Origin of the sequence: Marinobacter alexandrii (genome assembly GCA_039984955.1) — a bacterium.
GTDB lineage: Bacteria > Bacteroidota > Bacteroidia > Cytophagales > Cyclobacteriaceae > Ekhidna.
In genome coordinates this window covers 3,189,214-3,204,178 of the sequence record JBDWTN010000007.1, presented here as the reverse complement: position 1 = coordinate 3,204,178, position 14,965 = coordinate 3,189,214, and the positions used below count along the sequence as shown (strand labels likewise).

Genomic DNA, 14,965 nt, shown 5'->3' with positions numbered 1-14,965 from the left:
ATCAACAAAACTTCGCTACAGACTAACAAGTACATTAAAATGAATCCTGGATTAAGTAGAAAATTAGAGCTATTTGCAATTTTATTATTCTTGTTAACAGATAGTATATGCGGTCAAATCACATTCCTAGGAGCCACTTCAGGTGGTGTTTATAGTTTCGGAAGCGAAGACCTAAATCCTGAATTGTTAGTAGACCTTAGATCATTAGAAGGAACACTACCCAATGAAATTCTGGAAGTAAATGGAAAGTTTTATGGAACGACACAATCAGGAGGACTATATGGAAGAGGTGCTATTTTCACTATTGATGCAGATGGTTCCAATTACGAGGTGCTCTTCTCTTTTCAAGATAGTAATGGACGCTGGCCACAAGGACAACTATTATATAGCCATGGAGCTTTATGGGGAGTAACTCGATTTGGAGGGGATAAAGACGATGGGGCTATTTATACTATTGATTTGGATGGGGCTAATTTTGAAGTTGTTCACTATTTCGATGAAAGTGTAAATGGAGCCGAGCCAGTCACAGGTTTAATAAAATATCAAAACCAACTTTTAGGTCTAACATCAAAAGGAGGCCCGGCTTTTGGACTTGGGACAATATTTAGTATAGAAGTAAGTACCCAGAGTTATGAACTAATTCACGAATTTGAGTCCGGTTCAGTTTTTTTTGGAACTTCATGGGCAGCATTATTAGAGTTAGAAGGTAAAATTTACGGCACCACAAATCGGGAAGGGGCAAATGGCTATGGGGAAATTTTTAGATTGAATCCTGATGGAACAGGCTTTACAATTCTGCACGAATTTGATCTAACTACAGGTGGAGAACCTTTTGGTAAATTAGTTTATAGTAATTCTAAAATTTGGGGAACTTGCAGCATTGGAGGAGAAATTGGGAATGGAGTCATTTTTAATGTAGAGCTTGATGGATCTAATTACACTATGGTTCATTCTTTCAACGGGGACAATGGTGATAGGCCAATTGGTAGCTTGGCAGAGAATGATGGATTCTTATGGGGTACAACATTAAGAGGTGGGTTAGAAAATCTTGGAACTCTTTTTAGAATAAAAATTGACGGATCAGATTTCGAAAAGGTCTTTGATAACGACCTCTTATCTGGCCACACCCCTTCAAGCATACCTTTGATTTATGGTGACCGTATTTATATCGCGATCAATCGTGGTGGAAAAAATAATTTTGGCACCATTGTTAGCTTTCACATTGCTGGAACAGATTATAAAAAAGAATTTGGATTCAATCAAGATTTAGTGGCCTCTGGTATTAGCTCATCGCTAATTGATTGTGAAGGCACCTTATGGGGGATGACTAGATACGGAGGTCTCCACGGAAAAGGAATCCTCTTTAATATAAATAGAGATGAGTCTGAATTTAGTATTGCACATTCGTTTGATGGAGATAATGGAGGTCTGGATGAAGGCAATAGACTTTTCCATTTGAATAATAAAGTCTTAGGAATGACGACCAATGGAGGGTTGTATGACATGGGGGTCATTTTCACTATTAATAATGATGGAATGAATTTCACTAAAATCCATGATTTTGATGGTGAGAATGGAAGCTCTCCTTATGGAGAACTAATTGAAGTTAATGGCACTTTGTTTGGGATGACTTCCGCTGGTGGCGATTATGATCGTGGAGTATTGTTTAGTATAAATATTGATGGGTCCAATTACCAAAAATTAATAGACTTCAATGGGGAAAATGGAGCAAGTCCATTTGGTAACGGGCTCATGATTTTTGATAACAAAATCTGGGGAACAACTCGATCTGGAGGTGAAAATGAGGACGGAGTAATATTCAACATGAATATTAATGGAACCGATTATACAATTGTATATCATTTCCAAAATAATACTGGAGAAAATGCAAGAGGAAAGCTAGTGGAACTGAATGGGTTACTGTATGGAATGACAAGCGAAGGTGGCCTATACAATAATGGAACTATATACTCATTCGATCCTTTATCTTTGGAATATAGCTTGGAGTATAGCTTTAATTTCAATGACCCTGACGGATCAGCCAGACCCTTAGGCAGCCTGGTGAACTACAAACAAAAATTATGGGGTTTTACTGCCTCAGGGACATCAAATATTATTGATCCTCAATTGTTTAACTATGATCCCAACCTGAAGAAATTCAATAAACTATTTCGGATTGGTTATGAAATAGGTGGAGGTCCAGCTACTTACAGCAACTTAACAATTATAAAAAGCGAACAGAATATTGATTTTCAGGAGCCGCCTAATAACTTGAACGTTTTATCAGATAGTTTCAACTTAAAGGCATTAGCCTCTTCTGGATTACCTATAAGTTTTACCTCAAGTGATGTTGATATTGCTTTGATAGAAGGATCCAAAGTTTCAATCAATGGTATTGGAGATGTAATAATAACCGCTAACCAATTGGGGAATGAAGATTACTATTCAGCAGAAAGTGTAAGTCAAACAATTTCAATCACAGATGTTTTAGGAATTCTAACAGAGGAGAACAGCTTCGTTTATCCATCAAAAACAAGTGACTATTTTTCTATTCAACATGATAAAGAAAAACTGAAGTTTGCCATAAGAGTTTTCGACTTGAAAGGCCACTTGGTCAAGACTTTCTATCAAAACACAAATAATATTTATGATGTTAGTTATTTAAAAAAAGGCATCTATTTAGTCTTGATCGAAGATTCAAAGAGCCGTTCATTAATAAGTAAGCTCATTAAAGAATGAGGCAGTTGACCTAAATCGATCATGCGATTTAACTAACACTTTCCGACATTCACCCATGATTTTCGAAACGCATCAACTCCCCGAAACCTTATCTCCTTATATAGAATCAGTTTTTCATTTCAAGAATTTCGTACCAGACCATTCTATTGAGCGAGTGGTTCCGACAGGGCATATCTTTATCCTTTTTGAGTTGGATGGGTATACTCGAAATACGCTAGATAATGATACATTGAAACCTAAAGCAGCGTATCAAAAAGTTTGGATATCTGGAGCGCATAAAAACTATATCTCTATTTCCGCACATGAGAACTCAGAGATGTTTGTCATCCAATTCAAGCCTTATGGAGCCTATCCTTTTCTTCATTTTCCCTTGAAAGAAATCAGTAATCAAGTAGTTCACACGGAACCTTTTTTAGGAAATGAGTTAACTTCTTTGCGAGAAGAGCTACTTCATCCTTCCAATTCAGCAGACAAATTCTCTGTAGCTGAGACTTGGTTAAATCATCGATTACAAAAGGATAAGGCACCTCCTCCTGCTCTCATTGGTTTTTATGAGGAACTACAAAAAGCACCGGCAGCCAATTACCCTTTGATCGTAGAGAATTATCCTAATACACAGAAGCATCTGATTGATCAATTCAAAAAGTATATTGGCTTAACACCGAAATCATCTCAGCGGATCTTACGCTTCAACGAGATTCTACAAAAAGTTCATAAGAAAGAGATGATCTCGTGGGCACAAATAGCTTATCAATGTGGCTTTACTGATCAATCCTACTTTATAAAGGAGTTTAAGCTTTTTTCGGGGTTCAATCCTGAAGAGTTCATTGATCAGGATTTTAATCAGGAAGATGATCCAAATTTTTTACCACTGGATCGAAGAGGTTAATTTTTTACTATGGAGGCCAAAAGGCTGTGGCTAACCTTGTCAAAAATTAAAAAACATGGATTTAGCAACAGCACTGCAAAACATCAACTGGTTATCTGTCATAGTTGCAGCAACCTCTACCTTCCTTATTGGCGGAATCTGGTATGGTCCACTTTTCGGTAAGACATGGATGCAAGCTTTTGGTTATACTGAAGAAGATTTAAAAAAACGAAGCGCCCCCAAAACCTTTGGACTATCTCTTTTCCTAGCCTTCATTGCCGCTCTGATTTTGGAAATGTTCATAGGCCCAGATGCAGACATAATGTTTGGATCAGTAGCTGGTTTCTTAGCTGGAATAGGATGGGTGGCTACCTTTCTTGGTATTCTGTATTTATTTGAGATGCAGACAATGAAAGTCTACTTGATCAACGCAGGGTATTGTGTGCTTTCATTAACATTAATGGGATTCATACTTGGAAGCTGGTAAAACAAATAGAAAATGGAAAAAGGTTTATTAGAAAGAACTGGAAAATCACTGGCGCATTGGGTCAAGGTGGTTGAGGATTCGAAAATAGAAAAACATAAGGCGATCATTGATTTCCTCAAATCTGAACATGGCTTCACTTATGGTTATGCAAATTTCATTGCCATGAAGGCTCGAAAAGCTGATGCTGGATCTCATAATCCTGAAGATTTATTAAAAAATCAGTATCAGGGAAAAGAAATTCTTCGACCTATTTATGAGAAGCTTATATCTGAGATTTCAAGACTGGGAAATGACATCACTCAAACTCCAAAGAAGGATAGTGTAAGCATGATTCGAAAGAAGCAGTTTGCTTTTGATCAAGCCTGTGACCAAAACACGGATAGATCTTGGACTTAAACTCAAAAGCAAAGCAACTACAGAAAGATTAGGCAATTCCGGCCCATTTGGCAGTATGTGTATACACAGAGTGCAGCTGACCTCTACAGAAGAAGTAGACCTGGAGTTGGTGGGATGGTTGAAGGAAGCTTATTAAGCTGCTAGCTAATTGAGTATTAATTAACTAGCAGCTCCGTAAATCACTTTACAATAATTGTATTTAGGTGCTTTTAAACAAGATCCTCTAACTTAATTCTCAGTGGATCTTTCATACGAAAAGCCACCTCGTTTGTCTTGGGTCCAAGATAAAAATGTAACATCTAAATATACATCGTCAGTTATTAGATGCAACACTAAATTCTCTCCCACTACATTTTTGGGAGCGATAGCATCTCTAAATGGAACAAAATTCAGGTTAGCTATATTCTCTGTTGTTCCTCTGGCCCATTCAGTACCTTTCGGGCTCGATGCTTTATTTGCCTCGGACTCTTCTTTGATATTGAAGATTTGCCCCCCTCCATTCCCTCTAGTAATCCAAACATTATCTGTGATTCTATCCTGATTGGTAGCTTCACCAGCATCAGCTCCGTCTTGTTTTAAAAATGTAAGTTTTGAGCCTGTCCAAATAGTAAAATTAGGTACTCCGGGATCATTGATGAAAATCGAGATTTCTACATTTTTTTCGTTAGTTCCGTTTTTCACCGTGACAGAGGCAGTAATTTCAGGATTGTCTGCAAATACAAATAGCGATGCATCAGCAATTGTAATTGCGCCAGAATTTTCATCCACTTCAATAGCACCTCCAGGAGATTGAGAATCTAAAGTGAAAGTAAGTTGACCTTCTTTTGTTGATGCATCTATGTTTCCAAGGATTTGTCCTTGGTCGGGGTTTTCATCGATGAATAAACGGAAATCGTTTACTTCAAAGTCTTCTTCTTTGAAAAGTGATTCCTCCATCGAGTTATTAACACAACTTATTATTACAGTAACGACAATAACAAAAAAGATCCAATTAATTCTCATATTATAAGTGAAATTAAAGTCATAAACTTAGACCCTAACAGTCCTAGCTTGTCAATTCTAAACACAAATAAAGATCGTCCCACATTGGTATTCCAAAACATTAAGCCTTTATTTGGAATTAAATGATAAATGTCATTGGAATTGGAGGATGCAGCAGATCTGGAAAGTCTGTTTTGGCGCAACAAATTAAAGATCATCTATTCAATAAACGAGTGCTCCTATTGGACATGGATGATTTCGTTTTTCCTGAAGAAAACATCCCCAAAATCAAAGATCGAACAGATTGGGAGTGTCCAGGGTCTGTAGATTTTAACCGACTTTACTCAACCATCAAAAATCATCAGGATAGTTACGATCTAATTGTAGTGGAAGGAATCCTCGCATTCGCCAATAAGTCATTGATGTTATTTTATGATTCAACTATCTGGATTCAATTATCGAAAGAAACCTTTCTTACTCGACGAAAGAAAGAAACCCGGTGGGGAGATGAGCCCGACTGGTTTATTACGCATGTTTGGGACTCATACCTACATTATGGGCAGTGGCCGGAAGCTGATTTTATACTTTCAGGAGAAAAAGAGATTTCGAAGACTGCTTTGAATGAAATAGTTAGGAGGGTGGTTAATTAACTATTATCAATGTTAGTCTGCTCTAAGTCATATCATTTTCAAGGCACTTCTTATCTTTATTCTTCTATGAAAAATCTTATTTTCCTTCTCCTCTCTGTACTTAGCTCATCATGTGATGACGATTCACAAAAAGAGACACAACAAGGTTCTGAATTTGCGGACGTGACAAATGTGACTATTTCTGGATCTGAGAATAGCTATACATTCAGTGTCTCCATTTCAAGTCCAGACAAAGGATGTGAACAATATGCAGACTGGTGGGAAGTCGTTTCAGAATCAGGAGAATTGATCTACAGGAGAATTCTTCAGCATAGTCATGTCAATGAACAGCCTTTTACACGAAGCGGTCGTGGGGTTGCAGTAGTTAAAGATCAGATAGTCTGGATCCGTGCACATATGAATAACAATGGATATGGAGGAGTCACTTTGAAAGGTTCTGTAAGCACAGGATTCAGTGCAGAAGAATTCCCCGAAGACTTAGGCAAGGACTTGGATCAAATAGACCCTCTACCAAGCGGATGCGCATTTTGAATAACTTCACTCAATGAAAAAGATCTTAGCAACTTTCATTTTAATTTTTACTAGCATTTACTCTATGGCACAATCTCCAGAGGAAATAGTACAACAGCAGTTAGACCTTTACAATAACAAAGATCTTCAGGGGTTCATGTCTTTGTTTTCAGAAGACGCAACTTTAATCAATCAATCAGACGGTAAAGTATTAGCTACAGGAAAGAGCGAAGTAGAAAAGCTTTACTCGAATCTTTTCCAAAAATCACCAAACCTATATTCTGAATTGAAAAATCGGATGGTACTTGGAAACACAATCATAGATCATGAAAATATCACAGGCAGACTCGGGAAGCCAGAAGCTATTGAATTAATTGTGATGTATGAGGTCAGGTCACAGCAAATTTTTAGGTGTACCGTCATCAGAGGTGAACTTAAATAGTCAAAAATAGGAAGTCAAAAGAGTCATCTAACTCTAACTAAAATAGATATAGATTAAGCTGATCGTATTGATAAATCCATGTGTAAGAATATTTAACCATAAATTATACTTGCCATTTTTCATGTAAATCATTCCTAAAAAGAGCCCAGCCAATCCCGTTTGAACTACTCCAATCAAACCTTGATACATATGAATAGATCCAAATAAAACTGATGAAATGATAAGGCTTATTATCCAGGAATTACGGTTATTCCCCAAAAGAATTGCCATGTTTTTCATCATGAATCCCCTCCATATTACCTCCTCGCCAAAACCGGCAGTAATCCACACAAAAATTAATGTCAAGAATAAATAAAGTGGATTCTCTTTTATCACGTAAAAACGTGAAACATCAGGTTTCAGACTTGACTCAAAGAACACGTATTCTATTCCCTTAACTACTAATATGATTGCCATGGCTAAGGCTAATCCAAGTCCAATACTCCTTATCCAAGACTGGGGTTTATTCAAGCCTAATTCAACAAGAGTTACCTTTCTTATTCTATAGAAAACTATCATTAAAATCATGGTCACTAGAAACCCAACCTGCCCAATAGTTCCCATTGCTACCACCAGAATCATTGATAGGATCATTCCTTTCCTGTCTTTAAAAGGTTTATAATTCGTTGCTTTCATATTTTTTAAAGCAAGATTACCATCCACGCATATGCTATTCGACCATGCGTGTAGGATCGCACTAATTATGGCTAAATAGATTACGAGTCCTTAAACTCTGAAGGGGTTTGACCAACAGTCTTCTTAAAGAATGCGTTGAACGTAGATTTTGACTTAAAGCCGGACTCAAAAGCGATGGCTAATAATTTGATATGCTTGTATTCCTCGCTTCCTAGTTTCTCTTTCACTTCCAACACCCTGTATTCATTTACAAAATCATAGAAGCTCTTCTTTAATCCCTGATTGATTATTTGAGATAAATTGTTTGGTGATAAGTTTACTTCTTTAGCTAACTGGGCAAGAGTCAAATCATCATTCAAATAAGGTTTTTGAGATTTCATATACTCCTCTACCTGCTTGATATGCCTTATCAAGTCTACATCATTCAAACCAGACTTTGCGTATCTATGGATAACATCTTTTTTGATCTCCGGACCAGGTTGATTAAAAATAGTTGTGCTTTTAATCCCATGGTACCCCAGAAAAAGCAAGAGAAAGCAGAATACTACAACAGTCGCCTCCTCAAATTCCACTGCTAAGGTAACTCCTGTAAAAACCAGAAGGTTAAAAACTATTTTAAGCCCAAAACCGATCGCAAAAGCTACACTAACCTTTTGAAGCCATCTTAGGTTTATTTCATCGATTGTTGAAAATTTTTCCTGAATCTGTCTATTGTACTTACCAAGTAATTGGAATGCTATTGGAAAGTATATCATACTTTGACAAATAATTAGCGCATCAGTGATTGATACTTTCCTGCTCTGTAAGGCCTCTGTATAAATAGCGATTTTGGCTTCCGCAGACAGAAAATAGAAGCTAACTCCCAACAAAATGTTTACAACTAAAAAAGGTAATAGGTGAAGAACAAGATGCTTCCATGCAAGATGCTTTTCATTCGTAAGTGTATGAACATAAATGAAGAGTAGAGGAATATGCAAGAGCCCCAGAGAGGTGTCTAAAGCAAGCAGGTGAGGATAATCTAAATACAGGCTAGCGTATCGAACGTAAAGGAAAGAGAAGTGCAAAATGAGGGCAACTTGCCAGGTAAAAAAAATCCTATCCGCGAATGATTTATTTTTCTTAGCGAGTATCAATAAGCTTAAAAGCAATGAGCATGTTATTCCTACAATCAGAAGGCTCTCCATTGGGATTGCAATATAAGAGAAGATCTATTTCCTATTTTTATGCATCTTGTCACATATACTCTATTTCAAACGTTAAGGGCTATTATTCATCAATTATGCAGACAACATTCGACTTCCTAAAAAAACTTAGTCAAAACAACAACCGTGAGTGGTTTCAAGCGAATAAATCATCCTATCAGGCATCTCATGAGGAAATGATTTCTTTTGCCGATCAGCTACTTAAGGAGATGAACAAGCATGATGTTATTGAGACCCCAACTGGTAAAAAAAGCTTGAATAGAATTTACAGAGATGTACGATTTAAAAAAGACAAGACTCCATACAAAAATCATTGGGGAGGTGGTCTATATAGATCAGGAGCCGAAAGAAGAGGCAGTTATTATTATCATATAGGTATTGCTGGCTCATTTGTGATGGGAGGTTTTTTTGGACCTAACTCACAAGACCTATTACATATCAGGAATCAAATAGCTCAATATGCAGATCCATTAAGGGAAGTGGTTACATCCAAAGCTTTTAAGAGATCATTTGGTGAGTTATTAGGGTCACAATTAAAAACCTCTCCGAGGGGATTTGAAAAAGATCACCCTGATATCGACCTACTCAGATATCGGCAATTTATGATAAGAAAGGATTTTACCAATGAGCAGGTCAACGATAAGAATTTTGCAAAGATCATGTCCGAAACCTTCAAGGAAATGAGGCCTTTTCTAGATAGCATGACTGAGATGCTCACCACAGATTTAAATGGAATTCCTTTGATTTAATCAAGAATAAACGCTACACCCTTTACCAAATATTATTTCTTACAGAGAAGAACAGAATGGGATTGCTGCATATTGAACTATTCTATTTCTTATCCAATAATAATTTTATAGAGCTCTCGTTTTTTGGTAAAGAATCTAACCTTGAAAATCTTTTTGAACTCTGCTCTTCTTCTAATTGCCGGATCAATAACTGGGCAATCCATTGCTTTCTCTGGAAAAGTAATTTCTGCACAGGATGATACTCCTGTACCCTTTGCTCACATTGCTATAGAAAACAAACCAATTGGCACTGTTTCTAATGAAAAAGGATATTTTGAACTGATTGTAGAATCAGATGAGATTGCTGGAAGTCAACTTATTATAAGTTCCGTTGGTTTCAAGTCTATTAAAATAACAGGGGCTTTTAGCTGGGATAAAACAATCAGACTTGAGCCTCTCATAGGTCAACTTGAAGAAGTCATTGTAACTGGAAAGCAGGCTAATCTTTCTGCAAAGAAGCTGGTACAAGCTGCAATTAGGTCCGCATCTAAAATTGATAGAGGTAAGCCAATAAAACTCAATGTTGAACAGGTTACTCATCACAACAACGTATTGACAAAATACTACCACAATAAAGATGCTGAAGTAACTCGCAAAGAATCAACTAAATGGAATGTGAACATTTCTGAAAAGTATAAAGGCTTAGAGGAATATTCTCTTGACGTAGATGCTCTAATAACATCGACCTACATTTTTGCGCCAGAAGAAGTATTAAAGACAGATCTTTATTCGAGTCCTAAGCTCAAAAAAAGCAAGGGTAAATATTCATATGAATTTACAGACATAGTCACGTTTGAGAATGAAGAATTATTTGAAATCAGTGTTTTACAGCAAAAGGACTCGGCACTGGGAAACGGTTTTTTAAAAAATGATTATAAGTTTTACATCTCAGTGAATGACCTGACCCTACGAAAACTTGAGCGCAAGGAGCAAATCGTTTACGGTCAGAATAATCACCACTTATATAGAAGAGAACATACAACTACAATCTATGATCATAGCCTAAGTGATGATCCAATTGTTGACACTCGTGTAGAGTTCATAGAACTCATCACACGGTATGACAGAGATGGTAAAGTTATTAATGTCGACAGAAAAAGAGATTTGATTTTAGGGCATAGAACCAATAACTATGTACCATATGATTATACTAAAGATAAAAAATACACATCTACTTTAGATGTATTAACTCATAACACTCAAGACAACAAACTCTACCTCTTTGTTTATACAAATGCCTCTACTTACCCGATATATGAAAACCTTGATGAACTTTATGAGGTCTTAGAAAATTATACATTTCAAGAGATAGAAGTTGTGTGCATAGCAAGCGGAATACCTAAAAGTAAGTGGAAACATGATGTATCCGGCTTTCCTCTATTCAGTCACTATTATCTTAAAAGTCTCGAACTGATTCAAGCAAACCCATCACACGGCATCAGCTTATTTAAAGGAAAGAATTTATTAATATCGAGCAAAAGCGTTTCTGAGAAAATCAAAAAAATGATAGCCGAAGAGATCAATTAAGCACTGTATTAACATAAAAAATCCCGACCTCTCAGCCGGGAATTTCCAATCAACCTAAACCCTGACTACTGGATAAATCCGATAGTCAAGTTCTTTACATCATTTGGCACAAATGGATTCATGCCACTTAGATCTACAAATGAATCACTAAAGCTTACCGGCTTATTATCAGGACCTGAAGTGATAAACCCATCGTTATTAAAATAAGCTGGGGAAAGAGCCTCTGCCAAAATATCATCTATCGTATTTTGGTCCAAATCAGCCACTTTCTTTATCTCGGTATCCAATACAGCGTAAACCGAAAAGTCAGTTAAAACATCGGCAGTTGTAGTGCTTGATGGCGGTAATGCCAATTTTATCACTCCAAGATCTGTAGACTCGTCTCCTCTTCCTACAAACGCATAATTTCTACCTCCAGTATAATCTTCATCAATGATTACAACATTCGGATGATTTGAATTACCCATCACATCTACGACATCTCCTTTCTTGCCTACAAACATTTTTAGATTATCTATATCTCCATTTTCAACTGTTTCTACTCCAGCTATGGAAATTGTCATTGCAGCATCGTACTCGGCATGATCCTCAGTATAGTCTACTCGAAAGAACGCATTTTCTGAGGCCTCATCATCAGAACGATCAATGTTATAAGGTTGCAAAATCGCAACACCAGAAACCGGACTTGTATTCCAGAGAAGTTGCAGGGCTTGCTCACTGTTTTCTGTATCTACCATTATCATTTCATACGCATAGGTCTCTCCTCCTCGAGTTACATTTTCGGTGATTTCGATCCGTTTTTCCCGATCATCATCGTCGCTCAAAAACGTATAGCTTCGCACATTTTGAGATTCTAATGCAGCTCCTACTTTCAAGGTTAATTCTAAAATTTCAGCTGAGCTCTCACCTAGATGTATAAAGTACCTCACGCTTTCATATATTTCATTTCCTTCTATTACACCGTCACCATCACCAGCAGTTCTTCCGTTTAAATTGCCGGTATTACTACTAATTGGAGTTGGGATATCTACAGAAAATTGAGCAGGAATATCTACCTGACTTATCACTTCTTTATCCTCATTACAGCCTACTGCTGTTATCAGAATAATTAGCGTCAGAAATAATTGTAATAAATTCTTCATGTCGTATTCTTTTTTGATATGTACAAGTAAAAAAAAAATTACCCTACCACTAAGAATAAAAAGCAGTAATTAAAAGCTTTCGATAAACACACATCTTTCTTGGATATTTCTGAGAAGAAATCATGAACTCAGGGAATTTGCCTATGGTATCCTGAAGTAAAAGCTTTATTTAATAATACTCTACTATGATTAAAACCTACTCGTACAACAGGATAACATAGACTCAATATTATGAGGCATTACAAAATTGAAAAATCAACCGATTTTCCTACGTATACTTTCAATGAATCATTTTCACCCTTGACTTGAAAGATTTTAATACATGACACCTATAATCGGCTTAAGCTCCTATACATATACAGCTTCGGTTAAACAATCAATGATTATCACATTTTTTGAATTGCCTCTGCTTCAGAAAATCTAACTTCACATCCTAAAATTTCAGTATCATGATTGAATACAAGGGAGCTGATGTGAATGAGTTGTTCTTCCAAAGAATAGAAGAAGGGTCTGACAAGAATCACCACCTAAAACAAGATGAATTTTCTCCAAGCGAAGAGGAGATGCTAAAAAGCATTTTCCTGAAACCTTTTGCCGCATCGACTAACACGTATCAATTTACTCATAATGTGACATTGGATCTGAATGTATTATATAATCTTTCCAAAGAGATACATTCAAATGAAAATATAGGAGAAAGCGCCGAAGGAATTATTTCTCATTTGCTTACCAGCTCTCGTCACCCAAATATTAAGGAGGGAGAGTTATTCATTGTGCGCTTTAATAATATTCTTTTAAATAATAAAGCTGTAGAAGGGCTTGGAATTTTTAAAGTAGAAAAGAAAGATCCTTTTATTGAAACACCAAACTGGACGAAAGAACCCGCTTTATTATTCAAAGAGGGAATAGGTGAAAAGAAGCTTGACAAAGCATGCCTTATCCTTTTTGATAAAGATCCTTTTACCATTCTTGCGTATGATAACAATAGCAATGAAGCAGTGTATTGGAAAAATGATTTCATAAACCTTGACTTCAAAAAGGATCATGTTAATAATACGAATCATTTCCTTGAGATGACTAAATCTTACATTACCGATCAGATGCCGGAGGAGTTCGAGGTATCCAAAACAGATCAGATTGATCTTCTTAACAAATCAATCAAGTATTTCAAAGAAGCTGAAAATTTTGATAAGGGAGAATTTGAATTATCTGTCTTTGGTCAAGAAGAGGAAGCAGTTTCTTCATTTAGAAGTTTTGATAGGCAATATCAAAATGAGATGGATTTGGAACTTGATGACAATTTCAAGATCGCAGTTCAGTCAGTCAAAAAGCAAGCTAGAATATTTAAGAGTGTGCTGAAGTTAGATAAGAACTTCCATGTGTATATCCACGGAGATCGTGAGCTAATAGAAAGAGGAGTGGATGGAGATGGTAGGAAATATTACAAGATTTATTATGAAAATGAGTCTTAACTAAGATTACAAAACAATAGTTAGTTGCGCGAGTTTTAGGAATTAATTCACAGAATGCCTTTGGCACTAAACTATTGGAATAACTTAGCTGAATGAACTTGAATAACATACGTAAGGAGGTGATGCAAACCCTAGAGAAATCGATGGATGAGCTGTTGAATAAATACTTAAAGCCAGTTGAAGAAATATGGCAACCATCGGATATTCTTCCAGACTCTAACGCTCCTGAGTTTATAGAAGAGATTCGTGATATTCAAGGTCATTCGGCTGAAATGGACTATGATCTATTTGCTGTACTCATCGGAGATACCATCACAGAAGAAGCACTACCTACCTATGAGTCCTGGCTAATGGATATGGATGGCGTAAACCAAAATAATGGAAGTGGATGGACGCAATGGGTAAGAGGGTGGACGGCTGAAGAAAATCGTCATGGAGATTTGTTAAGTAAATATCTCTACCTGTCAGGTAGAGTGAATATGAGGGAAATGGAAATCTCTACGCATCATTTATTAAATGATGGATTTGACATCCAGACATCTAAAGATCCATATCGCAGCTTTATTTATACGAGTTTTCAAGAACTAGCGACCAATATATCTCATAGAAGAGTAGCCAGTTTGGCCAAAAAAGCCGGAAATGCTCTTTTGGCAAAAATGTGCGGCATTATCGCTTCAGATGAGGCGCGCCATGCAAACGCTTACAAAAACTTTATCAAAAGAATCTTCGAAATAGATCCTAGTGAAGCTATGATCGCTTTTGAAGATATGATGAGGAAAAAGATCGTGATGCCAGCGCATTTCTTAAGAGAGTCTGGAGGCAAGATAAGCGAGCTATTCAAGCATTTTTCCGATGCAGCACAGCGAACCATGGTTTATACCACACAAGATTACATTGATATACTTAACTCGCTGATAAAAGAATGGAACATCGAGAATATCCAAGGGATCAATGAAAAAGCAGAGGAAGCTCGAGACTATTTGATGGCACTACCCAATAGATTGCAACGATTATCGGAACGAGTTCAAATTCCTGAAAAGCAATTTCAGTTTAAATGGATTGCATCATAAACGAAAAAAGGGAATA

15 protein-coding genes are annotated in these 14,965 nt (G+C 36.7%); 11 read left to right on the top strand and 4 right to left on the bottom strand.

Annotated features, from left to right (window positions below; translation table 11 throughout):
* The first annotated feature begins 39 nt into the window (after positions 1-39).
* Genes ABJQ32_20605 through ABJQ32_20590 form a run of 4 tightly spaced genes read left to right on the top strand, consistent with a single transcriptional unit; the run spans position 40 to position 4,490 of the window.
* Positions 40-2,739: a choice-of-anchor tandem repeat GloVer-containing protein gene (locus tag ABJQ32_20605; protein MEP5292066.1), complete on the top strand. Its 2,700-nt coding sequence runs from the start codon at positions 40-42 to the stop codon at positions 2,737-2,739.
* A 55-nt stretch (positions 2,740-2,794) separates the two neighbouring features.
* On the top strand, positions 2,795-3,628 hold the full coding sequence (locus ABJQ32_20600) for an AraC family transcriptional regulator (GenBank protein ID MEP5292065.1): 834 nt from the start codon (positions 2,795-2,797) through the stop codon (positions 3,626-3,628).
* Positions 3,629-3,683: 55 nt separating this feature from the next.
* Positions 3,684-4,094: a DUF1761 domain-containing protein gene (locus tag ABJQ32_20595; GenBank protein ID MEP5292064.1), complete on the top strand. Its 411-nt coding sequence runs from the start codon at positions 3,684-3,686 to the stop codon at positions 4,092-4,094.
* A gap of 12 nt (positions 4,095-4,106) precedes the next feature.
* Positions 4,107-4,490 carry a DUF4287 domain-containing protein gene (locus ABJQ32_20590; GenBank protein MEP5292063.1) on the top strand — a complete coding sequence of 128 codons (384 nt, stop codon included), beginning with the start codon at positions 4,107-4,109 and terminating at the stop codon, positions 4,488-4,490.
* A 228-nt stretch (positions 4,491-4,718) separates the two neighbouring features.
* On the opposite strand, the gene ABJQ32_20585 is transcribed toward ABJQ32_20590, so the two are convergent.
* Positions 4,719-5,426 carry a hypothetical protein gene (locus ABJQ32_20585; protein ID MEP5292062.1) on the bottom strand — a complete coding sequence of 236 codons (708 nt, stop codon included), beginning with the start codon at positions 5,424-5,426 and terminating at the stop codon, positions 4,719-4,721.
* Between the two features lie 188 nt (positions 5,427-5,614).
* On the opposite strand from ABJQ32_20585, the gene ABJQ32_20580 reads away from it, so the two are divergent.
* From ABJQ32_20580 to ABJQ32_20570, 3 genes are all read left to right on the top strand, one after another.
* Positions 5,615-6,121 (top strand): hypothetical protein, encoded by a 507-nt coding sequence (locus ABJQ32_20580; protein MEP5292061.1) that lies wholly within the window; start codon positions 5,615-5,617, stop codon positions 6,119-6,121.
* Between the two features lie 66 nt (positions 6,122-6,187).
* On the top strand, positions 6,188-6,652 hold the full coding sequence (locus ABJQ32_20575) for a hypothetical protein (GenBank protein ID MEP5292060.1): 465 nt from the start codon (positions 6,188-6,190) through the stop codon (positions 6,650-6,652).
* A gap of 13 nt (positions 6,653-6,665) precedes the next feature.
* Positions 6,666-7,073: a nuclear transport factor 2 family protein gene (locus ABJQ32_20570; protein MEP5292059.1), complete on the top strand. Its 408-nt coding sequence runs from the start codon at positions 6,666-6,668 to the stop codon at positions 7,071-7,073.
* Positions 7,074-7,106: 33 nt separating this feature from the next.
* On the opposite strand, the gene ABJQ32_20565 is transcribed toward ABJQ32_20570, so the two are convergent.
* Positions 7,107-7,748: a CPBP family intramembrane glutamic endopeptidase gene (locus tag ABJQ32_20565; protein ID MEP5292058.1), complete on the bottom strand. Its 642-nt coding sequence runs from the start codon at positions 7,746-7,748 to the stop codon at positions 7,107-7,109.
* An 80-nt stretch (positions 7,749-7,828) separates the two neighbouring features.
* Complete coding sequence (locus ABJQ32_20560; GenBank protein ID MEP5292057.1) at positions 7,829-8,932, bottom strand: AraC family transcriptional regulator; 1,104 nt, start codon at positions 8,930-8,932, stop codon at positions 7,829-7,831.
* 95 nt (positions 8,933-9,027) lie between these two features.
* Here ABJQ32_20560 and ABJQ32_20555 point away from each other — a divergent pair, with 95 nt between their 5' ends.
* Together ABJQ32_20555 and ABJQ32_20550 are read left to right on the top strand one after the other, a co-directional pair.
* Positions 9,028-9,699: a DUF2461 domain-containing protein gene (locus ABJQ32_20555; protein MEP5292056.1), complete on the top strand. Its 672-nt coding sequence runs from the start codon at positions 9,028-9,030 to the stop codon at positions 9,697-9,699.
* A gap of 141 nt (positions 9,700-9,840) precedes the next feature.
* Entirely contained in the window at positions 9,841-11,265 is a 1,425-nt protein-coding gene (locus tag ABJQ32_20550) for a carboxypeptidase-like regulatory domain-containing protein (protein MEP5292055.1), read from the top strand.
* Positions 11,266-11,330: 65 nt separating this feature from the next.
* On the opposite strand, the gene ABJQ32_20545 is transcribed toward ABJQ32_20550, so the two are convergent.
* Entirely contained in the window at positions 11,331-12,407 is a 1,077-nt protein-coding gene (locus tag ABJQ32_20545; protein MEP5292054.1) for a hypothetical protein, read from the bottom strand.
* A gap of 449 nt (positions 12,408-12,856) precedes the next feature.
* On the opposite strand from ABJQ32_20545, the gene ABJQ32_20540 reads away from it, so the two are divergent.
* A complete protein-coding gene (locus tag ABJQ32_20540) occupies positions 12,857-13,879 on the top strand; it encodes a hypothetical protein (GenBank protein MEP5292053.1) in 1,023 nt (340 codons plus the stop codon).
* A 92-nt stretch (positions 13,880-13,971) separates the two neighbouring features.
* A complete protein-coding gene (locus ABJQ32_20535) occupies positions 13,972-14,949 on the top strand; it encodes an acyl-ACP desaturase (protein ID MEP5292052.1) in 978 nt (325 codons plus the stop codon).
* Positions 14,950-14,965 lie beyond the last annotated feature (16 nt).